The sequence below is a fragment of the Corynebacterium alimapuense genome (genome assembly GCF_003716585.1).
GTDB classification, from domain to species: domain Bacteria; phylum Actinomycetota; class Actinomycetes; order Mycobacteriales; family Mycobacteriaceae; genus Corynebacterium; species Corynebacterium alimapuense.
Map to the genome: position 1 here is coordinate 457,602 of NZ_PTJO01000003.1, position 21,562 is coordinate 479,163.

Below are 21,562 nucleotides of genomic sequence, written 5' to 3' on the forward strand. Positions count from 1 at the left end.
TCTCGTTGAACGCGCCCTCTATGCTCAATGGCATGGTTTCAATCGTCATCGCTCCTGACTCTTTCAAAGGCACCGCAACCGCCGAAGAGGCCGCACTTTATCTCGGAGAAGGGGTGCGCTCGATCATCCGTGATGCGGAGATAACCCTAGCTCCGATGGCCGATGGCGGTGAAGGCACCGCCGCCACCTTCGAAGGTGAAAAACTCACGCTGCAGACCACCGACGCTGCCGGTCGGTTGTCAGAAGCCAGCTATGTCTTCGACGCCGCAGAAAAAACCGCCTACATCGATATTGCCGCAGCTTCGGGGCTACCAGCAGTCGCCGATCGTCGAGTTCCGCTCACCGGAGATACTTACGGCACTGGGGTACTCATCGCTGATGCCCAAAGCCGTGGCGCCCAAAGAATCGTCCTCTGTTTGGGCGGATCCGCCACCATTGATGCTGGTACTGGTATTCTTACTGCTCTTGGCGCCATCACCTCTAATGCTGCAGGCTATGCACTACGTCCAGGCGGTGGCGCATTGGGAGAGCTTGCCAGCATCGACACCGCGCAGCTCAACATTCCGGCCGCAGCAGTCGAATGGGTACTGCTCACTGATGTCACCTCCCCGGTAGTCGGACCGGAGGGTGCCGCGACGGTATTCGGCCCCCAAAAGGGCGCCTCTGCCGAAGACATCGCGCTTCTCGACGCCGCCTTGCTCCACGTTTGTGACATCCTCGAGGTCGATCCCACTACCCCTGGTTATGGCGCTGCCGGGGCAGTACCAGTAGCCATCCATTGGCTCTCTCGCCTTTTGCACGGCGATGACTCACATGTTCATGTGCTGCCAGGGGCGCCATTGGTAGCTAATGCGCTGCAACTAGATGAATTAATTCCCCGAGCCAACTTGGTCATCACCGGCGAAGGAGCCTTCGACCAGCAATCACTCACCGGCAAAGTGGTAGGCACTATCGCTGACTTAGTAGCCGACACAGCTGCCGTACTCGCCATCACCGCAGGACGGATTGATTCTGATCCCGGCGAGGGGGTAATAGCCATCGAGCTTGGCAAGTCTCAAGATGTGGCTACGCAACTTTATGACGCAGGCGTGCAGATTGCGACCGCCTACCTTCGGATCTCGACCGACCAAGGATAGGTTGCTGGCACTTCATGGACGGTCTCGTTTTCTAAGAGCACTGCATCCCGTGGGAGGTCTGCTTGCGGGGTCATAAATCTGGACAGTGCCATCGCGAGCTGGTTGACCGATCCAGTTACCCCTTCCACCTCAATGAGGTAGCGCACTACCGAAGAATCTTCGAGATCAGCATCATCGTGCTCATCTCGAAAAGACTGTCTGAGGGCGTCTTCTACTCCCTCAAGCAACGTCGGATGAGAGATGATCTGGACTTGACCATCAGTGATTTTATCGGCGGCAACCAGCTTGTCTACCGCCGAGCTGAAACGCTCACCAAGTTCCTCAGCAGCACCGGTAGAAATAAGGACATCAAATTGGATCACAGGCATGCGCCTAGACTAGCTAATACGCTAGAGCCATGAGCATCCCCGTCAACGTCCACCGCGATCCAATGAAGATCATGGCCGACGGAACCATCAAACAGGTAAATCCTTTCTCTGGCACTGAGGTATGGACAGTACCCGGCCGTGGCAATCGCCCACTGACGAAACCTTCGGTAGACCCAACACCGCTGGGTGTGCATGATTTCACCCATCGTTGCGCCTTTTGCGCCGCGACTCCGTTGGCCACTCCACCAGAAAAGGCCCGTATCGTCCGTGATGGAGAAAAAGGTTGGAAGATCCTTCGCAACCTACTGCCTAGTCAGCTCGACGAGACCCAAGCCGAGTTTCGGCGCGTGCCCAACCTCTTCGAGATCATTTCCTATGATTACTGGCGCTCCAACTACGGATTCGAGATGGATCAGGAAACGACTGATCGCATGGAGCGCTACTTGGCCGATGACGCGGGCCGCGCGCATGTGTTGGAGATCATCCGGACTAGGCTCCGGGCCGCAGGACAGTCTGCTGATTTGCCAGAGGATGAGCTACTTGAGCAGATGGCGGGCGCATTCTTCGCTGGCGGCCACGATGTGATTATCGGGCGTCGACACTTCGCTGATGGAGCCACCCATGACAATCATTTAGCATCGTCCGGCGCCCTGACCCCAGATGAGCACTACGCTTTCATCGCGTTGACCATTGACGCTATTGCTGATCTTTATCGAAGGAACCGCTACGCACCCTATGTGGCCACCTTCCAAAACTGGCGGGCTCCCGCTGGCGCTTCCTTCGATCACCTTCATAAACAGCTCGTGGCTATCGACGAACGCTCGGTGCAAGCTGAGCTAGAGATTGTCCAGCTGCGCAACAACACCAACATCTACAACGAATGGGGCGTTGATTACGCCGGTTATCGCAACCTCATCATCGCGGAAAATGACTATGCAGTGGTCACCGCAGGCATTGGTCACCGATACCCCACGCTGACGATCTATTCGCGTTCAGCTACCCCTGAGCCTTGGCTGCAAACTCCTCAGGAGGTCCGCGGAATGAGCGATCTTTTGCATGCTTGCCACGCGGCCACCGGTCCGGATGTGCCCTGCAATGAGGAATGGATGCATCAGCCAGTCGATCTAGACTTACCGATGCCGTGGCGGGTCAACATCAAATGGCGCGTTTCTACTCTCGCGGGATTTGAGGGAGGGACTAAAATTTATGTCAATACTCTCTCCCCCGACAACATCCGGGATCGAGTCGTCGAGGCGCTCTATCGGCTGCGTGATCAGGGGGAAATTGCCTCCGGAATCCGCATCGCCACCGAGTGCAGTGCTAAAAGAAACTCCCTGCGATACAATCCGCTGCTTCAATGACGTGGTAAAACTTGTGGGAAACCTGAATCTTGCTTCCCGAGGAGTTGACCATCCCCATGAGGGACATCGCCCGCCTGCTCAATGACCACCGAGTTGGCCTCGGCTGGCAACGTGCCTTCTACGAGGACCTTCACCAACATCCAGAGCTATCTGGCCACGAGCAAGAAACTGCTAGGAAAATTCTGGACAAACTCGCTGAGTTCAACTGCGAGATCATCTCCCCCATAGGTGGGTTCGGGATCGTGGCAATATTCCGCAACGGCGAGGGGCCCACGGCTCTCTTCCGCGCGGACTTCGATGCACTGCCAGTTCAAGAAACCACCGGCGTAGATTTCGCATCCACGCGTCTCCGCCCAGGTACTGATGGCACGTTGGTTCCGGTGATGCATGCCTGCGGTCACGACATGCACACCACTTCCTTGCTCGGTGCCTGCGCGGTCATGGATGCCAATCGCGATTCTTGGAACGGTACATTTCTGGCGTTATTCCAGCCAGCGGAGGAAAACGCCACTGGAGCCAACGCCATGGTCTCCGATAGCCTCGTGACCAGGGTCCCCCGCCCTGATGTCTGCTTCGGCCAGCACATCATGCCTGGACGCGCCGGGCAGGTTCAAACGCTCGCTGGCCCTCAGTTCGCTGCCTGTGACTCAATCCGAATCATCATCCCCGGTCGCAGTGCTCATGGTTCTATGCCTCATGCCTCCATTGACCCGACCTATACCGCTGCCATGGTGGTGGTTCGCCTGCAGGGCATTGTCGGTCGCGAAGTCGATCCCAATGACTTCGCAGTGGTTTCTGTGGGCACGTTGCGCGCTGGCTCAACCAACAACATCATCCCCCATTCCGCTGAACTAGTGCTCAACTGCCGCTTCTATGACTCCACAGTCCAAGAGCAGGTTTATGACTCAATTAAGCGGATTGTTATCGCAGAGTGCCAAGCCTCTGGCATCGACCAAGAACCCACCTTTGATTTCTTCGGTCATGGAGAACTCATCGACAACGACACCAGTACCTACGCTGCCGTGCGGTCGAACTTCGATTCCGTATTTGGTGAGAATTCCGTAGACGCACAACGCACCACGGTCTCCGAAGATTTTGCCAACATCCCTCGGGCCTTCGGCGTCCCATATTTGTATTGGGTAGTTGGTTGTACCCCTCAGCATCAGTGGGACCGGGCAGTGGCTTCCGGACGAGTGCGAGAGGACGTGCCGGTCAACCATATGGGAACTTTCCTGCCAGAATTCGAACCAACAGTAGAAGCCAGCACCAAAGCGGCCCTAACTGCGGTTCTAACTTATCTCGGCTCGCAGAATGTGACCTAGCTCCCCTCATCAGGTACCTACAAGGTGCGCCTAACGCCGCTGACCCCGATATGATTGGCCCAGCGGCAACCCCGCATACTTCACCACGACGACCCAGGAGCGAACTAGATGACTGACCCTGTACCAGCCTTGAGCGCAACCGTTGGCGGCCATGTTCGGGCCGCCGCCGGAACATCGCCACAGAATGCCACCGAGCGAAAGTTCTGGTTTGGTCTCTCTCATAACGTCATGGAAAAGATCGCTGACAACTGGGAAGCCACTTCGAAGGCTTACGCGGGAGTCCGACAGCAGCACTATTTCTCCGCCGAGTTCCTCATGGGACGCGCGCTGCTCAACAACGTCACCAACCTCGACATGGTGGACGAAGCCTCCGCCGCCGTGGCTGAACTTGGCCATAATTTCACTGATGTTCTCGAAGAAGAGCATGACGCCGCGCTAGGCAACGGTGGCCTCGGCCGCTTGGCTGCCTGCTTCCTCGATTCCTGTGCCACTCAGGATCTTCCGGTCACTGGCTACGGCATCCTCTACCGCTATGGTCTGTTCAAGCAGACCTTCGAGGATGGCTTCCAGAATGAGCAGCCGGACGCGTGGAAAGAAGACGGCTACCCCTTCTGTATCCGCCGCGAGGATCAGCCCCGCATCGTCAACTTCGATGACATGATCGTCCGTGCGGTCCCCTATGACATGCCGATCACCGGCTACGGCACCAAAAACGTGGGAACCCTGCGTCTGTGGAAGGCCGAGCCTCTCGAAGAGTTCGACTACGACGCTTTCAACTCCCAGCGTTTCACTGACGCCATCGTTGAGCGCGAGCGAGTCATGGACTTGTGCCGTGTGCTCTACCCGAATGACACCACCTATGATGGCAAGGTTCTGCGCGTTCGCCAGCAGTACTTTTTCGTCTCTGCTTCCCTCCAGGCAATGATCGAGAACTACCTCACCGAACACGGTGATGATCTCTCCGGTTTCTCCGACTTCAACAGCATCCAGCTCAACGACACCCACCCAGTCTTGGCTATCCCCGAGCTCATGCGCCTGCTGCTCGACGAGCACAAGCTCGGTTGGGAAGAAGCCTGGGATATCGTCACTAAGACTTTCGCCTACACCAACCACACGGTCTTGGCTGAAGCTCTTGAACAGTGGAATACCTCAATTTTCCAGCAGCTGTTCGGGCGCGTCTACGAGATCATCGTGGAAATCGACCGCCGCTTCCGTCTGGACATGCAGGCCGAGGGCCTCAACGAAGGTCAGATCTCTTACCTGGCACCGGTGCAAAACGGCACCGTGCATATGGCTTGGATCGCCTGCTATGCCGCCTACTCCATCAACGGAGTCGCAGCCTTGCACACCGAGATCATCAAGGCGGATACCCTCAGCGACTGGTACGGCATTTGGCCGGAGAAGTTCAATAACAAGACCAACGGTGTGACCCCACGGCGTTGGCTGAAGATGTGTAACCCTCGCCTGTCTGACCTGTTGACTCGTCTCTCGGGCTCTGATGCCTGGGTCACCGACATGGATGAGCTCAAGAAGCTGCGCCCCTTGACCAAGGACAAGGCGGTCATGGATGAGCTGATGGAGATCAAGTCCGCCAACAAGGCTGACTTCGCGGAGTGGATTTTCAACCACCAGGGATCAGAAATTGATCCGAACTCGATCTACGACGTGCAGATCAAGCGTCTGCACGAGTACAAGCGTCAGCTGATGAACGCCATCTACATCCTTGATCTGTACTACCGGATCAAGGAAGACGGCCTCACTGATGTCCCGCCGCGGACGTTCATCTTCGGTGCGAAGGCTGCCCCAGGTTATTTCCGGGCCAAGGCCATCATCAAGCTGATCAACGAGATCGGCGAGCTGGTCAACAACGACCCCGAGGTCAACAGCATCTTGCGCGTGGTCTTCGTGGAGAACTACAACGTCTCCCCAGCAGAGCAGATCATCCCCGCCGCCGATGTCTCCGAGCAGATTTCCACCGCCGGCAAGGAGGCCTCGGGCACCTCCAACATGAAGTTCATGATGAATGGTGCGCTGACGCTGGGCACTCTTGATGGTGCCAACGTCGAGATCGTCGATTCCGTTGGTGAGGAAAATGCCTACATCTTCGGTGCCAAGGTCGAAGAGCTGCCTGAGTTGCGTGCCAGCTACAACCCCCGCGAGGCCTATGAAACGGTCCCCGGGCTCAAGCGCGCACTCGACGCTCTAGTCAATGGACAGCTCAACGACAACCACACGGGCATGTTCCACAATCTCTTCTCCTCCCTATTGGACTCAGGTTCAGAGATTGCCGATGTCTACTACCTGCTGGGCGATTTCGCGGACTTCCGCGAGACCAGAGACCGGATGGCCACCGAGTACTACGCTGACCCCCAGCACTGGGCACGGATGTGCTGGATCAACATCTGCGAGTCGGGACGCTTCTCCTCCGACCGTACGATCAACGACTACGCCACTGAGGTGTGGAAGATCGATCCCACGCCGATCGCTTAGTCCTAGCTAAAGCCTAAGGGCGGTGGCCCCCTCATCAGAGGGGGCCACCGCCCTTAGGCTTTCTCAAGCGGGAGTAAGGAAGGTTCTGCTACTTGTTGTTCCTAGTATTTTCACCCAGCAAGTGCACATGGATCAAGTTGGTGTTGCCGGAAACTCCTGGCGGAGTACCAGCGACAACCACCATCATGTCATCGGTTTCATAGGCGTCCATCTCCAACAAGGCAGAATCCAGTTCGTGCATCATTTCATCAGTGGAGCTAGCTGGCGGGCACAGGAAGGTCTGTGCGCCCCAGGTCAAAGCCAACTGAGAACGAACTGCTTGACTCGGGGTGAACACCAACAGCGGAAGATGCGAGTGGAGTCGAGCGACTCGACGTGCCGTGTCGCCAGAGCTAGTGAAGCAGACCAGTGCGCGAGAGTTGAGGCGCTCGGCGATATCGCGGGCGGAGTAAGAAATCACACCACGCTTGGTGCGCGGCACGTGATTGAGCTCCGGAACGCTACCGTTAGTCTCTGCCTCAACAACGATGCGAGACATGGTACGAACGACGTTATGGGGGTCCACACCCACTGAAGTCTCACCGGAGAGCATGACTGCGTCAGCGCCATCGAGGACGGCGTTGGCTACGTCAGAAGCCTCGGCGCGGGTGGGCCGGGAGTTCTCGATCATGGAGTCGAGCATCTGAGTGGCAACAATAACCGGCTTAGCGTTTTCACGGGCAATCTGAATAGCTCGCTTCTGCACCAAGGGAACCTGCTCGAGGGGAACCTCGACACCCAAGTCACCGCGGGCGACCATGATGGCATCGAAGGCCAAGACGATGGACTCTAGGGCATCAACAGCCTCAGGCTTTTCCAGTTTCGCGATGATCGGCACTCGGCGGCCGACCTCATCCATAACATCGTGGACGAGATCAACATCTGCTGGGGAGCGGACGAAAGACAACGCGATAAAGTCAACGCCCAATTCCAGAGCGAACTTCAGGTCACGAATATCCTTGGCCGAAAGGGCAGGGACAGAAATGTCCATGCCTGGCAGGGAAACACCCTTGTTATTGGATACTGGGCCACCCTCAGTGACCTCACAGACGACATCGTTGCCGTCTACCTCGCGGCAGACAAGCCCTACCTTGCCATCATCGATGAGCAGGGGGTCGCCGGGCTGAGCATCCTGTGCCAAGTTCTTGTAGGTGGTGGAGACTCGATCATGGGTGCCTTCGATATCATCAACGGTGATGCGGACGATTTCTCCAGTGGCCCACACCGTCTTTGATTCGATAAAACGGCCCAGGCGGATTTTCGGTCCTTGAAGGTCAGCCAAAATGCCGACAGCACGACCAGTTTCATCCGTGGCTTCACGGACCCACCGGTAGTTTTGCTCGTGATCGGCATGGTCTCCATGGGAGAAATTCAGTCGGGCTACATCCATCCCGTCTTCAACAAGTCGCTCGATGGCGTCCTTGGTGCCGACGGCTGGTCCGAGGGTACAAACAATCTTGGTTCTTCTAGTCACAGGTTACAACCTACTCCGCTTTCGGCAAGGACTGTACGACACGGACTAACCTACCTTGGTGCCAGAGACCTTGCTAGGTGTGTGAGGAGCGGGACGGCCCTGGGTCTACCTCTTCAGACGGCTCCGCTGTATCTAGATCATTGGCCTCGGAATCTCGGTGCGGGTTCACTTCCTCAGGCGTCTCCCTGCCCTTAGGAAGAAGGAAGAAAATGATCACTGCCGCAATGAATGCGAACAGGGAAACCCAGGTGTTTACCCGCTGATCAAAGATCATCGTGGCAGCGTCATCACGCATGAGCTCGATCCAGAATCGACCGAGGGTGTAGCCGGCGACATAGAGCGCAAATACTCGACCATGCCCAAGACGGAAACGTCTGTCGGCCCAGAGCAATAAACCGCAGATCAGCAGGTTCCACAGCAGCTCATAGAGGAAAGTCGGGTGCACCGAGGCGATGATCTCGCCGGTAGATCGGCCCGTAACTGGAGCAAATGCGCCACTCTCATCTACTCGGTAGAAGATGTCTAATGCCCAAGGAAGATCAGTAGGTCGACCGTAGATTTCCTGGTTGAACCAGTTACCTAGTCGGCCAATAGCTTGGCCGAGGATAATACCGGGAGCTACAGCATCAGCGAAGGGCCCCAACGGGACCTTCCGGTACCGGAATAGAACCCACACAGCCAACGATCCCAGTATCACTGCTCCCCAGATACCGAGGCCTCCGTTGGTGATCTTCAGCGCATCCACCGGGTTACAGGTATCACAAAAATACTTCTCATTATCAGTGATCACATGATAGATACGACCGCCGATAATGCCGGCTGGGATGGCTACGATTGCGGCATCCCAGACCATATCGGGATTGCCGCCTCGACGAACATAACGGCGATGAGTCAACCATAAACCGGCGAGAATGCCGACCATGATGCACAAGGCGTAAGCGCGAATAGGGATCGGCCCGATGGACCATACTCCCTGAGGCGGGGATGGAATATTGGCGAGAATAGTCGTCTGCACACCAACAGTGTGCATCATGGCTCAGCGTGAAGGGCAGGAAGGGTGCTGTCCGGCGGCAACTAACGAACGCGTCAGCCGAGTGGGATCTTCCGCAAGCATGATTTCTTCGCCCACCACGACGGCGTCGGCACCCGCCGAGGCATAGGAGAGGAGATCTTTCGGCGATCTGACCCCGGACATCGCGATTCTCAAGGTTGCCTCGGGCAAACCTGGGACGATCCCGGCGAATAACTGCCGATCGATCCTTCCATCAATGAGAGATCGAGCATTTACTGCTACCACGCGGGCGCCAGCTGTCATTGCTCGGTCAGCTTCCTCAGGGGTTCGTACCTCGGCCACGGCTGTCATACCGAGCGATTCGACGCGATCAAGCAGGGATTCAAAACGTGGTTGATCGAGTAACTCGACTTGAAGGGGCACCAGATCCGCTCCGAAAAAGCGTGCTTCATGGATTTGGTAGGGGTCGATGATCAAATCCCGACACAACATCGGCACATCCACGGCTGCGCGAGCGGCCTTCATGTCCTCTAAGGATCCGTGGAACCGCAGTCGTTCGGTTTGGCAAGCGATGAGATGCGCTCCACCATCTTCAAGCTCATGAGCTAGGCGAATAATTGAGTCAACAGATGGGTCCTCCACAAATGGTCTGCGCCCTGGCACAGCACGCTTAATCTCAGCGATTACTCCGCAGCCGCTGCGTAGGATTGCACCAATGCCGTCACGAACAGCAGGGGCGTCACGTGATGAGGCTTTGATCTCTTTAAATGAGATGACCGCTTCTCTGGCAGCAACGTCCTTGAGTACCTCGGAGACTATCCGGTCAGCCGGTGTGGATGCGTTCATCCGCGTATCCCCTCTGCAGATACCGTCTTAGATAGGTTTTAGGCTAACCCGTGACCGGACTCACGACGAAATCACCACGTCAGAGATCAACCCCGTGTATCAGCATCAGTGGGATCAATGTCTGCATCGAGGGCATCCCACATCACACGGCCAGAATCGGGAGTGGCCTCGAGATCATCTAATATGCGAGCTTCGCGGTCGCGTCTGCGTTCATATTTGTTCAGTTTCGGGGAGTCTTGACCCGGCCGAACAGCTAATAGCACTCCACCAAACAGCGCGATAGCGCAACCAATCATGGAGATGATTACTCCGACAGGTGAGACTGTGAGGGCAATTACTTCAGCCCATTCGGAGATCAACACCGCGGTATCAGCCCGCTGGCTGGCAGCTCCGGAAGCGAGCAAACTGCGAGCACGCTCTTGACTTGGTTCACCGGCCAATAGATTCAGCGGACCCCAGCTGGCACCGACTGCGGCTAATGCCGCAATGATGCCCACAAAACGCCGACCAGTCCGCCGCAACGCAAAGCCGGCTACGCAGGCAGCCAACAACAAAAGAGAAACCGCGGTGGACTCAGTAGACCACGTAGCACCGGGAATTCCGAGGGTAGCTTCACCGGATTTATCATCGAAGGTTTCCACCGTGATCCAGGTAAAACGCGATCCGGCCCACAGCACAATTGCACCTAGGCCGATCAAAAGCGCGGCAGTACGCGTCGTTGCCTTCTTTTTCATCAAAACAGCTCGTCGCCATCGAAACAGGTACGGGTGCCGGTGTGGCAGGCCGCACCAACCTGCCGCGCAGTGAGCAACAGCGCGTCTCCATCGCAATCCAAGCGCACTCCGGTGATTTCCTGAGTGTGCCCTGAAGTCAGTCCCTTGATCCAGTATTCTTGACGAGAGCGCGAGTAATAGGTGCCACGATGAGTAGCCAAAGTATAGGCCAAGGCATGGGTATCCATCCATGCCATCATGAGCACTTCCCCGGTGCCTTCCGCCTGCACAATGGCAGCTACTAGCCCTGCCTCATTGGTTTTCAACCGAGCAGCAATAGCTGGGTCGAGTTGGTAATCAGCCGGATTATCGCTCATCGTCGCACCTCATAGCCTTCCGCGGCCAAAACATCCTTTACCTCGGGGATAGCAACCTCACCGAAGTGAAAGATGGTGGCAGCTAGGACCGCGTCTGCCCCCGCGGCAACAGCTGGCGGGAAATGCTCGGCTAAGCCAGCGCCACCGGAAGCAATGACTGGAACATGGACCGCGGCTCGTACCAAACGCAGCAGTTCCAAATCGAAACCACTCTTAGTGCCATCACCATCCATGGCATTGAGCAGGATCTCTCCAACGCCGAGTTCTTCACCGCGCTTCGCCCAAGCAATAGCGTCGAGCCCTGCGGAACGAGAACCGCCGTGGGTAGTTACCTCGAACCCCGAAGGCTGGTCGGTACAACGCCGGGCGTCAACGGAGAGCACGATGCACTGAGAACCGAAGCGATCAGCTAATTCCCGCAGCAATTCTGGGCGGGCGATGGCCGAAGTGTTAACTGAAACTTTATCTGCACCAGCGCGCAGGAGCTGATTGACATCTTCAGCGCTGCGGATACCGCCACCGACAGTCAGTGGGATAAATACCTGTTCCGCGGTACGACGCACAACGTCAAGAATGGTTCCCCGACCATCACGAGAGGCCGAAACATCGAGGAAGGTTAGTTCATCTGCCCCCTCATCGTTATAACGAGATGCCAGTTCAACGGGATCTCCGGCGTCTCGGAGATTCTCAAAATTGACGCCCTTGACCACGCGACCATTGTCGACGTCGAGACAGGGAATGACGCGGATGGCCACGGCCATGAATCCGCCCCTTTCATGCAGGTGGGTTTAGGAACTTAAGATTCTGTCCATCGTACTCATGATGGCTTCGTGGGCCCGAGGAGTACCCGCGACGACGCCAATGGATGCTGGAGTCCACTCGTTGCCCTCGGTGTCGGTCACGACTCCGCCTGCGGCTCGCATCAGCATGACTCCAGCGGCGTTGTCCCAGACATGCGGGGAAAAACTCACTGCTCCGCCAAAGATACCCTGAGCCGTAAACGCTAAATCGATGCCGACAGAGCCAGTAATCCTTGGCCGCAGATAGGTTGCTGATAATTCAGCCAACAATCCTTGACGCAACAGGGAGGGAAAGGTCGAACGAACCTGGGAGGCGATTGACGAGAAACCTATTTGAGCGTTCAAGGGGTCGACCTCCGCCAGTGGAGGCACCGGCTGTCCGTTAACCATCACCGGAGATCCGGTATAAGCAGTCAGTCGTCGGTTGAACAAAGGAATGCTGGTCAGTGCTACGACTGGTTGATCTTCTACCAATAGTGCAATGAGAATCGAACACATCGGGTTACCCGCGGCATAGTTGGCCGTGCCATCAATTGGATCGACCACCCACACAGCATGATGGTCAAGCACTCCACCAGACTCCTCCCCCAGCACCGGAATTCCGGTGAGCTGGGTAAGCGCTTGACGCAAATAAGCTTCAATAGCCAAGTCAACTTCGGTGGCAAAATCACCAGGGTTTTTCAGCGCGGCAGGATCTGCGCCCACTCCGGCGAGGAACATCGCCTCAGCATCGTCAGCGACTGCCTCGGCAATCGCTAATAGTTCCCTGGCATCCATCATCATGGTTGACTACGACTTCCCAATAGCGTCGAGTGCCTCGCGGAGGTTAAAGCGTCCCTCGTAGAGTGCCTTACCGATAATCGCGGAATCGATGCCTTCATCGAGGTAGCGGGAGAGCTCAACCACATCGTCAAGGACCGAAATACCTCCGGAGGCGACGATCTTCGCGTCAGTGGCTGCAGCCACCTCGCGCAGAAGTCCGATATTAGGACCAGCTAGGGTGCCGTCCTTAGAAACGTCAGTAACCACGAAGCGGCTACATCCAGCGGCGTCGAGACGCTCTAGAACCTCCCACAGATCACCACCATCAGAGACCCAGCCGTTGCCGCGTGTGCGCCATTGACCATCGATCTCGCGGACCGCGATATCAACAGCTACTTGGTCACCATGGCTAGCCAGCACCTCTGCGATCCAGTCCGGCTTCTCCAAGGCTGCAGTGCCGATGTTGACGCGGCTGGCACCAGTAGCCAAGGCGCGCTCCAAGGAAGCGTCATCGCGGATTCCACCGGTCAGCTCGACCTTGATGTCGAGGGTAGCGGTGATCTCGGCCATCAGCTCATGGTTGGAACCGCGACCGAAGGCGGCATCAAGATCCACAAAATGAAGCCACTGTGCGCCCTGCTTCTGCCATTGCAGGGCAGCTTCCAGCGGAGAGCCATAAGATTTTTCGGTGCCAGCTTCGCCCTGATCGAGGCGAACGGCCTGCCCGTTGACAACGTCCACTGCGGGCAGAAGGGTGAAATCAGTCATAGTGTGTGATCCTAACGGCTACAGGATGGTCAACCAGTTGGCCAGCAGCTGGGCGCCGGCGTCGCTGGACTTTTCGGGGTGGAACTGGGTGGCCCATAGCGGCCCATTTTCTACGGCTGCGACGAATCGGTCGCCACCGTGTTCTGCCCACGTCACAGTGGGCGGAGTGGTCAGGCCATCGGTCTCCAACTCCCATTGCCGAACTGCATAGGAATGAACGAAGTAGTAGCGCTCGTCATCTGACAAGCCCGCAAACATCTGCGAGTCTGAGTGGCGTTCGACGGTGTTCCAACCCATATGCGGCAAGATTTTAGACTGCAGCCGCTCGACGGTACCGGGCCACTCGCCGCAGCCTTGAGATTCCACGCCGTGTTCGTTTCCATGCTCAAACATAATCTGCATACCTACGCAGATGCCGAGCACTGGCCGGCCACCGGCCAAACGCTGGCCGATAATGCGCCCGCCATGGACGCCATTGAGGCCGTCCATGCACGCGGCGAAAGCACCGACACCGGGGACTAATAGTCCATCCGCTGCCAGTGCTATCTGAGGATCAGAGGTCACGGTGACATCGGCACCGACACGTTCAACTGCCCGTTGGGCCGAACGTAGGTTACCCGAACCGTAGTCGAGGAGGGCGACGGATTTAGCCATGCTCAAAGCATAGGGCACGCGATGGCTAATCTTCCGGCTGGGTCGCAACCAATGATGGAATTTATTGCTTGTTGGCTACTGAATCAGGTTCTTGGGAACTGGATATTCGGTGCAATCGAGCACGAGTGTTGTCGTAGCGGTGAAGCCGCTTTTCACCGACAATTCTGTCCAGAACAGTGACAGCCAACCCGATGAGCACGATGCCAGAGCCAACCCAGAACGCCCCAGAGTAGGCCGCCCGGGCAGCCACTGCGCCCAATAGGAAAGACCCGATTCCGGTACCCGCATCGAAGAACACGTTCCATACCGCAGAGGCCTCCGAGACCTTCGACCGAGGCAGACGGTGGAACATGCTCAGGAGTGCTTCATTTTGGACCATGCCAAAAGCTCCGCCGAATAGTAATCCGGCTAGCAGCAACCACCACACCGACCACTGCTGTGCCAGGACCAGGGCCATGAGACTGACGCCGATGAACCCGGCAATTTGGGCGGGAATCATGGTAGCCCCAGGCTGACCGCGGTAATCAGCAATCGCGCCAGCGAGGTAGCGAGCGATCATCGCCGCGCCGCCCACTACTGAGAGCATGAGGCCACCGAATACTGCGCCATTGATGGCGTCCAATTCAAGTACTGCTGCAGGCAAGAAGGAAGATACTGCTCCAAAGCTCATCGACAGGCTGGTGATCGCCAGCGCCGGGACGAGAACGAGTTTCCACGTAGCCGACTGCTGAGCACCATCGTCTTGTTGCTGGTCTTGAGAACGAGTCTTCGGCGGTGCCTTGATGCGGGGAATCCACACGCACACGATCGCGGCTACCAAAGCGACCCCAGCGGCGAGGAAATAAACGGTCGCGTAACCGAGACTATTGACCAGCGCCAGCCCCAGCGGCAGACCGATCATTTGAGAAACGCCGACGAACACGCCCAACATACCGGTGGCTTTGCCTAAGAAGCGCACGGGTACTAGCTCTGCAATCAGGGCCGATTCAGAGACAGTAAGTGCGCCGAATCCGATTCCGCGCAGAGCAGAAAACAAGAGAATGCTCCAGGCCTCTGTGCCCAAAAGGTGTCCTAATGCGGGCACCCCCAGCATCATGGCGGAAAACAGCATCACTGGGTTGTAGCCGAAAGTGCGCAAGGCCTTCGGGGTAAAGACCTGGGTAATTACGGTCGCGGCCATAAATACACCAGTGGAAGCACCTGCCAGGGCTTCGCTGTGCCCAGCTTCCAAAGCCGCGAGTGGAATGACCGGCAGCAGTAATGCCCACGAGCCGAAAGCCGCACCCACGGCGATCAGCGTCGGGATGAATCCCGGGGCTTTCCACATACTGTCGAGCCGTTCGACCTCCGCCCGGGAAAGTCCCTTATGTGCCACTTAGTTCAATACTCCTGCCATCCAGAACACAGCTCCAGCGAACGCGGAAGCTGCGCATAGTGCCAAAATGATTGTCAAAATCTTGTTGCCTGCTTGATATGCCGACCAGGTTCCACCAACAAGGAGCCCGGCGACAATAAACTGCAGGTATACCAGCCACGGTTCCCCCGAGGATGAACTTGCTGCGGCAACCGTATCAATGATCTCCATCCGCTAGAGCGCTCCCTTGGTGGAAGGGACTCCGGTTACCCGTGGGTCCAGCTCGACGGCTTCCCGCAACGCACGAGCCACGGCTTTGTACTCAGCCTCGGTGATGTGATGGGGATCGCGCCCATGATGGCAAATGACGTGGAGGGTAATCCGCGAGTTCAACGCGAGTGTCTCGAAGAAATGCTCGTTGATCACGGTAGCGTAGTGGCCCCCGATGATCTGGTGGAGCAGATGATCAGGTTCGCCCTTCATCACGAAATAAGGGCGGCCGGAGATATCAACAACTGCTTCCACCAAAGTCTCGTCCATGGGCAGCTGCTGGGAACCGAAGCGGCGAATGCCCTTCTTATCCCCTACTGCCGCCAGTAGTGCCTGGCCCATCACGATCGCAGTATCTTCCACCGTGTGATGGGCATCGATCTCAATATCACCCTTAGAATGAACCTTCAGGTCAAAGGACCCATGCACGCCAAAGGCAGTCAGCATGTGGTCAAAAAACGGCAGGCCAGTGTCAATATCTACTCGGCCCTGGCCATCAAGGTTAATCTCAACCGTGATGTCGGATTCTGAGGTGGTTCGAGTGGCTTTTCCTATGCGATCAGTCATGATCTAACTCCCCTGAGTGTCTTTGATAATGGCCGCTGCAGCAAGGAAAGCATCGTTTTCTTCCGGCAGCCCGATGGTAGTGCGCAGATATCCGGGCACACCGACATCGCGAATGAGGACATCTTGTTCGAGGAAAGACTCCCAAGCCACATGTTGATCTGCGAAGCGTCCGAAGAACACGAAGTTGGATTCGCTCGGCACAATCTCATAGCCAAGTTCGCTCAGCCCAGCAACGACGCGATCTCGTTCCTGTGAGAGCTTCTCGACGGTCGCGAGTGTGTCCCCGCGGTGCCGCAGCGCCACGATTGCCGCGGCTTGAGAAAGCACCGAGAGGTGATAAGGCAAACGCACCAGCATGACAGCCTCAACGAAGGCCGGATCGGCAACAAAATAGCCCAAGCGTCCACCTGCGAAATCAAAGGCCTTGGACATGGTGCGGGAAACGACGAGTTTAGTCGGATATTCGGCCAGCAGCTCTAGTGCGGAAGGCGAAGAAGAAAACTCAGCGTAGGCCTCATCGACAACGACGATGCCAGGGGCGGCGTCGAGAAGCTTTTTAATCTCCGACAAAGAGGTGACGTCCCCGGTGGGGTTATTGGGAGTGGTCACGAAGATGATATCGGGGTGACGATCATCGATCGCTGCGAGTGCGGCGTCGATGTCGATGCGGAAATCTGCCCCGCGCGGACAATCGATGAAGGTGGTCTGAGTGCCCGCCGAAAGGATCGGGTGCATGGAATAGGAGGGCTGGAAACCTAGAACACAGCGCCCCGGCCCACCAAAAGCCTGCAGCAATTGTTGGAGCACTTCATTGGAGCCATTAGCTGCCCAAACCTGTTCAGCAGCAACCGAAACCCCGGTCTGATCAGTGAGATAATCGGCCAAAGCTGCGCGCAGTTGCATGGCATCGCGGTCCGGGTAGCGGTTGAGCTGCGACGCTACTGCACCCACGGTCTCCACGAGATCATCGATCAACGCGGGAGAGGGCGGGTACGGGTTCTCGTTGGTATTGAGGCGCACCTTCACGTCCAGCTGCGGGGCGCCATAGGCGGATTGTCCGCGTAGTTCCTCGCGCAGGGGAAGCTGATCAAGAGTGATATCAGACATTTTACTGCTCCTGGGTAGTGGGCATCATTTCATAGCGGGCACGGATGGATTCACCGTGGGCTGGCAGATCTTCTGCGTCGGCGAGGGTGATCACATGGGATCCGATTTCCTTGAGCGCAATCTCGTCATACTCAATGAGATTGACCGAGCGTAGGAAGGTGTGGGTCGACAATCCCGAGGAAAAGCGCGCGGTGCCGGAGGTCGGCAGAACGTGGTTGGATCCAGCTGCATAATCGCCCAGCGGCACCGGCGAATAAGCACCCACGAAGATCGCGCCTGCGTTATGGATGCGCTCAGCTACCTCGCGGGCATTCGCAGTGTGAATCTCCAAGTGCTCGGCGGCGTAAGCATCGGCGACCGCTACGCCTTGGTCTAAATCATCAACGAGCACAATGCCCGACTGCTTACCGGAAAGTGCGCTAGCAACACGGTCAGCATTGCGAGTGACGGTATAACGAGCGTCGATTTCTCGGTCCACAGCCTTGGCCAGCTGTTCATCATCGGTGATCAATACCGAGGCCGCTAGGTCATCGTGCTCAGCCTGGGAGATGAGGTCATAGGCAAGATAGACCGGGTCAGCGGTGGAATCAGCGAGCACGGCAATCTCCGAAGGCCCAGCTTCCGCGTCGATCCCCACTACGCCTTGGACGAGGCGCTTGGCGCCGGCAACGAAGATATTTCCTGGTCCAGTGACCATATCAACGGGTTGAAGATCAGCCGCGTCATCGCCATAGGCCAACAGGGCAACCGCTTGGGCGCCACCGACAGCCCAGACTTCATCAACGCCCAACAATGCGCAGGCCGCCAACACCGTCGGGTGCGGCCATCCGCCGTGATCCTTTTGCGGCGGGGAGGCCACTACCAAGGAAGTAGCACCTGCTTCTTGAGCAGGAACCACATTCATCACCACCGAGGAGGGGTAGACGGCCTTTCCACCGGGAACATAAAGTCCCACTCGTTCGATGGGAACGAAAATCTCGGTCACGGTGGCACCTGGCGCCAGGGTGGTCGTATGCGCCGATGGCTTCTGCTCCGCGTGTGCCTTGCGCACTCGCGAGATGGCAGCTTCTAAGGCAACTCGGACCTTTTCATCGAGCGTATCGACGGCCTCAGCTAGGACCTCCTTGGGCACCTTGACAGAGGTCGGGGTGACCTGATCAAATTTCTCCCCATATTCCAAGGCTGCTTGAGCACCGCCTTCACGGACTGCCTCGATAATCGGCGCGACGATGGGCAGCACTGAGGCGACATCTGTGCCGCCACGAGGCAGAGCGCGTCGGAGCTCGCTGGTGGATGGGGTACGACCGCGCAGGTCAATGACGTTGAGCATCGGTGGCATTCTCCTCGGACCGCCTGGCCGCAGGCAGCTTGATCATTAAGGGCCTCCTCATTGTAGGTCCCACAGCGGCCAGCCCTGCGCACTAGACTGAACAGTTGTCATTATAAGTACCAAATTGGAAGGGGTCAGACATCGTGGTCACCCTGACACAGGTCTATGTCGCAGCAGAAGACTGTGGTTTTCATTGCCATGTCGGCGCCGATCGCTTGGTGTTTCCCTGCCGTGATTATGTGCTCATCGCCTACCTCGAAGAGGGTGGTCCCGAGGCTTTGGTTTTTGATTCCGACCTGCGCATCGACGTCGGTATGGAGCAAATGCACCGGCTAGCCACAGTGCTCAACCAGTGGAATCTGGAACGGATCGGACCTGTGTTATCCCTCCGCGTGGGCGATAACGGCGAGGTTAGTCTACATACCCGCATGAGCATCCTGACAGGTGTGGGCCTGACCCCAGGACAGCTGACTGAATTCGTGCGCACCTCGGTAGAAGCAACCCGCATGGCTGTTGATTATTTGGCCACGGAATTTCCCGATCTAGCACCGGAAGACTCGGAAGATACGCAATCGCATCGAAGAAAACAGGATACTGAAGCGCTCTCTGATCCCCTTCCCCGAGATCGTCATGTGGTGATCAACGAGCTCGATGATGACATCGGGAGTCTGCGAGAGATTAGTCGAGGAACATTCGGAAAGGAACACTCGGCGATCATGAGCACTGATCAACAAGCCGCTGAAGATTGGGAAGGTTCCCAGGACCCCACACCAGTGACCGCCCAGCGCATCAATCGGGTGCTGAGCGAACTGGGGATTAAAAAGACCCAGGGCGACGATGATCTCATCACGGCGTGGATTAACGATGTGCTCTTTTGCTTCTTCCTCGATAACGGTCCCAGCTATTTAATCAAGGGCCACTGGGACTCAGAGCTTGCTCCCGGCGCTGATTTCCTGCGGATGTTTTTGCTCTGCAACGACTGGAATCAATCATCACTATCAACTAAAGCGTTTTGTCACGAAGACGAAGATGGACTACAGATCCGAGCGGAGTTTATTGCCTCGATCGGTGAAGGCCTCAACGATGCCCAGCTCGAACACAATACCGCCGTGGCGATCAATCAAGTGCTGCACGCTATTGACTCTATTAGCACCGAAGCCACTGGCGAATCCACGGTTGACTGGCCCTGATCCTGGGGATGAAGCCACCCTTGCTGGGCTCATATCGCGCAATGAGCGAGTACTTTCCAAGCTCAATGTGTACTCACTCAGTAGCATCTAGCTCGAGGTTAAGCCCTCGCATGAGCTGCTGCTTCTGGTAGCCGACTCGAAGTCTGCCGTTACTACTGAGCTGCTCTGAGCAGAGAGCCGATCTCTGCCCCAGAGGCATCGTTAACATGCATGACATCCCCATCAACGAAGGCGGTGTCCAGACTCATCAGCCAAGTATCGACATCGAAACAGGCCATCTTGGTCATCGCGACTTGGTCAAAAGTGATGGTCTGTTCATCATTTTGTTCCCAGGATCCAGCGAGACGATTGCATCCATCCGTTCCACTGAGATGGCCGTCTTCTTCGAGAACCAGCTGCGGCTGCCCCTGAGCATCTTCACCCCAGGTTCCAGCAACGACGACGGCAGCAGAAGAACTAGAGCAAGCAGATAGAGCCAACCCCACACAACTAACTGCAGTCAGAATGCCAATGCGTACTCTTCCGGAGATCATGCCTAACACACCTTTGCTTCTTAGAGTCTTTCTGTTATCTCAATAAAATCTTCCTACCGAGCCTTCACTACCATCAACCTGGCCCAATGCAGGGTAACCAACCCGACTAGCCAATTATGCACTCACCACTGCCTTCGGCAGCTTCGAGCTTGGCTAACCGCCGCGAATCGCCCATAGGCCAATCGGTTTGAGAAGACGGCGGGCAGTTTAGCCTTGCTCAGGATCGAAATCTAGTCCTAGGTCTAGGACTAGGGTGGAGTGTGTAAGCGAACCAATAGCGAGGAAATCAACCCCACAACGGGCGTAATCCCCTGCTACCGACAAAGTGAGCCCGCCGGAAGCCTCCAGCAGGGTTTCCGGCGATACTGCATTTTTGCGTTGAACTGCTGTTTGCACCGCCCAGGGTTCAAAATTATCGAGCATGATCTCATGTGGATGCTCGGGCAGGAGAGCATCAAGTTGTTCGAGAGAATCTACTTCGACCTCGCACCACTTATCCGGATAGGATTCCCTAACTGCCCGGTAGGCAGCTAGGACGCCACCAGCGGCGACGACGTGATTGTCTTTGATCAGTGCCCGATCGCCCAACCCAAACCTATGGTTGACTCCCCCGCCTACGGTCACGGCATACTTCTGCAACAGACGCATACCGGGCAGCGTTTTCCGAGAATCTCGAATTTGCGTTCCGGTGCCTGCTACCGCTTCAACCCAATCGGATGTCGCTGTGGCCACGCCCGAAAGGTGAGATAGCAGGTTAAGTAGCGTACGTTCTGCGGTCAGCAGATCACGGGTTCCAGCCTCGATGGTGGCTACGACCCCACCAGGGGCTACGCGGCTGCCGTCGGGAGCTATTTCCTCGACTCTGTAGGGCTCAGTAGCTACGTGGTTTAAGACTCGATCGATAACAAATACGCCAGCAATAGTTCCTGGCTGACGGGAGACTATCTGTGCTGTTGACCGGTGAGCTGCCGAGACAGTAGCCCAGGTGGTGATGTCTGGCCCGTAGGCCAAGTCTTCCTCAAGCGCTGTGGTGATGAGTCGATCCACGTCTGCATCTGGGACGAAGAGTTCACGCTGAGGCACAGTCAT

General features: G+C 56.7%; 22 protein-coding genes. 5 read left to right on the top strand and 17 right to left on the bottom strand.

The features are described 5' to 3' along the window. Nucleotides 1-32 precede the first annotated feature (32 nt). The gene (locus C5L39_RS03520; protein WP_123047804.1) at nt 33-1,136 is read left to right on the top strand and encodes a glycerate kinase; all 1,104 of its coding nucleotides are present in this window, start codon (nt 33-35) and stop codon (nt 1,134-1,136) included. Here C5L39_RS03520 and C5L39_RS03525 read toward each other — a convergent pair. Beyond that, nucleotides 1,106-1,504 (bottom strand): hypothetical protein, encoded by a 399-nt coding sequence (locus C5L39_RS03525; RefSeq protein WP_123047489.1) that lies wholly within the window; start codon nt 1,502-1,504, stop codon nt 1,106-1,108. The genes C5L39_RS03520 and C5L39_RS03525 overlap by 31 nt on opposite strands. A gap of 29 nt (nt 1,505-1,533) precedes the next feature. On the opposite strand from C5L39_RS03525, the gene C5L39_RS03530 reads away from it, so the two are divergent. The 3 genes from C5L39_RS03530 (at nt 1,534) to C5L39_RS03540 (ending at nt 6,677) form a co-directional block, all read left to right on the top strand. Then, nucleotides 1,534-2,865, top strand: a complete 1,332-nt coding sequence (locus C5L39_RS03530; protein ID WP_197714708.1) for a DUF4921 family protein — start codon at nt 1,534-1,536, stop codon at nt 2,863-2,865. Between the two features lie 56 nt (nt 2,866-2,921). After that, on the top strand, nt 2,922-4,187 hold the full coding sequence (locus C5L39_RS03535) for an amidohydrolase (RefSeq protein ID WP_123047490.1): 1,266 nt from the start codon (nt 2,922-2,924) through the stop codon (nt 4,185-4,187). 108 nt (nt 4,188-4,295) lie between these two features. After that, nucleotides 4,296-6,677: a glycogen/starch/alpha-glucan phosphorylase gene (locus C5L39_RS03540; protein ID WP_123047491.1), complete on the top strand. Its 2,382-nt coding sequence runs from the start codon at nt 4,296-4,298 to the stop codon at nt 6,675-6,677. 88 nt (nt 6,678-6,765) lie between these two features. Here C5L39_RS03540 and pyk read toward each other — a convergent pair whose 3' ends face one another. The 14 genes from pyk to hisD all read right to left on the bottom strand — a co-directional run bounded on the left by pyk (nt 6,766) and on the right by hisD (nt 18,750). Next, nucleotides 6,766-8,190, bottom strand: a complete 1,425-nt coding sequence (gene pyk / locus C5L39_RS03545) for a pyruvate kinase (RefSeq protein ID WP_123047492.1) — start codon at nt 8,188-8,190, stop codon at nt 6,766-6,768. Nucleotides 8,191-8,263: 73 nt separating this feature from the next. Beyond that, nucleotides 8,264-9,220 (bottom strand): prolipoprotein diacylglyceryl transferase, encoded by a 957-nt coding sequence (lgt, locus tag C5L39_RS03550; RefSeq protein WP_123047806.1) that lies wholly within the window; start codon nt 9,218-9,220, stop codon nt 8,264-8,266. A gap of 6 nt (nt 9,221-9,226) precedes the next feature. Beyond that, nucleotides 9,227-10,048: an indole-3-glycerol phosphate synthase TrpC gene (locus C5L39_RS03555; protein WP_123047493.1), complete on the bottom strand. Its 822-nt coding sequence runs from the start codon at nt 10,046-10,048 to the stop codon at nt 9,227-9,229. Nucleotides 10,049-10,134: 86 nt separating this feature from the next. After that, entirely contained in the window at nt 10,135-10,782 is a 648-nt protein-coding gene (locus tag C5L39_RS03560; protein WP_123047494.1) for a TIGR02234 family membrane protein, read from the bottom strand. After that, entirely contained in the window at nt 10,782-11,138 is a 357-nt protein-coding gene (gene hisI, locus C5L39_RS03565) for a phosphoribosyl-AMP cyclohydrolase (RefSeq protein ID WP_123047495.1), read from the bottom strand. Before hisI ends, C5L39_RS03560 begins: the two co-directional genes overlap by 1 nt. Continuing rightward, nucleotides 11,135-11,899, bottom strand: a complete 765-nt coding sequence (gene hisF / locus C5L39_RS03570; protein ID WP_123047496.1) for an imidazole glycerol phosphate synthase subunit HisF — start codon at nt 11,897-11,899, stop codon at nt 11,135-11,137. Before hisF ends, hisI begins: the two co-directional genes overlap by 4 nt. A gap of 27 nt (nt 11,900-11,926) precedes the next feature. Further along, nucleotides 11,927-12,718 carry an inositol monophosphatase family protein gene (locus C5L39_RS03575; RefSeq protein WP_197714715.1) on the bottom strand — a complete coding sequence of 264 codons (792 nt, stop codon included), beginning with the start codon at nt 12,716-12,718 and terminating at the stop codon, nt 11,927-11,929. A gap of 9 nt (nt 12,719-12,727) precedes the next feature. Further along, nucleotides 12,728-13,468 carry a bifunctional 1-(5-phosphoribosyl)-5-((5-phosphoribosylamino)methylideneamino)imidazole-4-carboxamide isomerase/phosphoribosylanthranilate isomerase PriA gene (gene priA, locus C5L39_RS03580; RefSeq protein WP_123047497.1) on the bottom strand — a complete coding sequence of 247 codons (741 nt, stop codon included), beginning with the start codon at nt 13,466-13,468 and terminating at the stop codon, nt 12,728-12,730. Nucleotides 13,469-13,486: 18 nt separating this feature from the next. Then, nucleotides 13,487-14,122 carry an imidazole glycerol phosphate synthase subunit HisH gene (gene hisH / locus C5L39_RS03585; RefSeq protein ID WP_123047808.1) on the bottom strand — a complete coding sequence of 212 codons (636 nt, stop codon included), beginning with the start codon at nt 14,120-14,122 and terminating at the stop codon, nt 13,487-13,489. A 61-nt stretch (nt 14,123-14,183) separates the two neighbouring features. Beyond that, nucleotides 14,184-15,497 carry an MFS transporter gene (locus C5L39_RS03590; protein ID WP_245974864.1) on the bottom strand — a complete coding sequence of 438 codons (1,314 nt, stop codon included), beginning with the start codon at nt 15,495-15,497 and terminating at the stop codon, nt 14,184-14,186. Further along, the gene (locus C5L39_RS03595) at nt 15,498-15,707 is read right to left on the bottom strand and encodes a hypothetical protein (RefSeq protein ID WP_123047498.1); all 210 of its coding nucleotides are present in this window, start codon (nt 15,705-15,707) and stop codon (nt 15,498-15,500) included. A 3-nt stretch (nt 15,708-15,710) separates the two neighbouring features. Next, a complete protein-coding gene (hisB, locus tag C5L39_RS03600) occupies nt 15,711-16,313 on the bottom strand; it encodes an imidazoleglycerol-phosphate dehydratase HisB (protein WP_123047499.1) in 603 nt (200 codons plus the stop codon). A gap of 3 nt (nt 16,314-16,316) precedes the next feature. After that, nucleotides 16,317-17,420, bottom strand: a complete 1,104-nt coding sequence (locus C5L39_RS03605; RefSeq protein WP_123047500.1) for a histidinol-phosphate transaminase — start codon at nt 17,418-17,420, stop codon at nt 16,317-16,319. A 1-nt stretch (nt 17,421) separates the two neighbouring features. Beyond that, nucleotides 17,422-18,750 carry a histidinol dehydrogenase gene (gene hisD / locus C5L39_RS03610; protein WP_123047501.1) on the bottom strand — a complete coding sequence of 443 codons (1,329 nt, stop codon included), beginning with the start codon at nt 18,748-18,750 and terminating at the stop codon, nt 17,422-17,424. 143 nt (nt 18,751-18,893) lie between these two features. On the opposite strand from hisD, the gene C5L39_RS03615 reads away from it, so the two are divergent. Beyond that, complete coding sequence (locus tag C5L39_RS03615; RefSeq protein WP_123047502.1) at nt 18,894-19,940, top strand: YbjN domain-containing protein; 1,047 nt, start codon at nt 18,894-18,896, stop codon at nt 19,938-19,940. 152 nt (nt 19,941-20,092) lie between these two features. On the opposite strand, the gene C5L39_RS03620 is transcribed toward C5L39_RS03615, so the two are convergent. Next, complete coding sequence (locus tag C5L39_RS03620) at nt 20,093-20,473, bottom strand: META domain-containing protein (protein WP_197714709.1); 381 nt, start codon at nt 20,471-20,473, stop codon at nt 20,093-20,095. Nucleotides 20,474-20,680: 207 nt separating this feature from the next. Next, complete coding sequence (gene nadC, locus C5L39_RS03625; RefSeq protein ID WP_123047811.1) at nt 20,681-21,562, bottom strand: carboxylating nicotinate-nucleotide diphosphorylase; 882 nt, start codon at nt 21,560-21,562, stop codon at nt 20,681-20,683.

Excerpts from the sequence above, each read along its gene's own strand:
- C5L39_RS03520 (WP_123047804.1), top strand. The coding sequence starts at position 33 with ATGGTTTCAATCGTCATCGCTCCTGACTCTTTCAAAGGCACCGCAACC.
- C5L39_RS03525 (WP_123047489.1), bottom strand. The coding sequence starts at position 1,504 with ATGCCTGTGATCCAATTTGATGTCCTTATTTCTACCGGTGCTGCTGAG.
- C5L39_RS03530 (WP_197714708.1), top strand. The coding sequence starts at position 1,534 with ATGAGCATCCCCGTCAACGTCCACCGCGATCCAATGAAGATCATGGCC.
- C5L39_RS03535 (WP_123047490.1), top strand. The coding sequence starts at position 2,922 with ATGAGGGACATCGCCCGCCTGCTCAATGACCACCGAGTTGGCCTCGGC.
- C5L39_RS03540 (WP_123047491.1), top strand. The coding sequence starts at position 4,296 with ATGACTGACCCTGTACCAGCCTTGAGCGCAACCGTTGGCGGCCATGTT.
- lgt (WP_123047806.1), bottom strand. The coding sequence starts at position 9,220 with ATGCACACTGTTGGTGTGCAGACGACTATTCTCGCCAATATTCCATCC.
- C5L39_RS03555 (WP_123047493.1), bottom strand. The coding sequence starts at position 10,048 with ATGAACGCATCCACACCGGCTGACCGGATAGTCTCCGAGGTACTCAAG.
- C5L39_RS03560 (WP_123047494.1), bottom strand. The coding sequence starts at position 10,782 with ATGAAAAAGAAGGCAACGACGCGTACTGCCGCGCTTTTGATCGGCCTA.
- hisI (WP_123047495.1), bottom strand. The coding sequence starts at position 11,138 with ATGAGCGATAATCCGGCTGATTACCAACTCGACCCAGCTATTGCTGCT.
- hisF (WP_123047496.1), bottom strand. The coding sequence starts at position 11,899 with ATGGCCGTGGCCATCCGCGTCATTCCCTGTCTCGACGTCGACAATGGT.
- C5L39_RS03575 (WP_197714715.1), bottom strand. The coding sequence starts at position 12,718 with ATGATGGATGCCAGGGAACTATTAGCGATTGCCGAGGCAGTCGCTGAC.
- priA (WP_123047497.1), bottom strand. The coding sequence starts at position 13,468 with ATGACTGATTTCACCCTTCTGCCCGCAGTGGACGTTGTCAACGGGCAG.
- hisH (WP_123047808.1), bottom strand. The coding sequence starts at position 14,122 with ATGGCTAAATCCGTCGCCCTCCTCGACTACGGTTCGGGTAACCTACGT.
- C5L39_RS03595 (WP_123047498.1), bottom strand. The coding sequence starts at position 15,707 with ATGGAGATCATTGATACGGTTGCCGCAGCAAGTTCATCCTCGGGGGAA.
- hisB (WP_123047499.1), bottom strand. The coding sequence starts at position 16,313 with ATGACTGATCGCATAGGAAAAGCCACTCGAACCACCTCAGAATCCGAC.
- C5L39_RS03605 (WP_123047500.1), bottom strand. The coding sequence starts at position 17,420 with ATGTCTGATATCACTCTTGATCAGCTTCCCCTGCGCGAGGAACTACGC.
- hisD (WP_123047501.1), bottom strand. The coding sequence starts at position 18,750 with ATGCTCAACGTCATTGACCTGCGCGGTCGTACCCCATCCACCAGCGAG.
- C5L39_RS03620 (WP_197714709.1), bottom strand. The coding sequence starts at position 20,473 with ATGATCTCCGGAAGAGTACGCATTGGCATTCTGACTGCAGTTAGTTGT.
- nadC (WP_123047811.1), bottom strand. The coding sequence starts at position 21,562 with ATGACTGTGCCTCAGCGTGAACTCTTCGTCCCAGATGCAGACGTGGAT.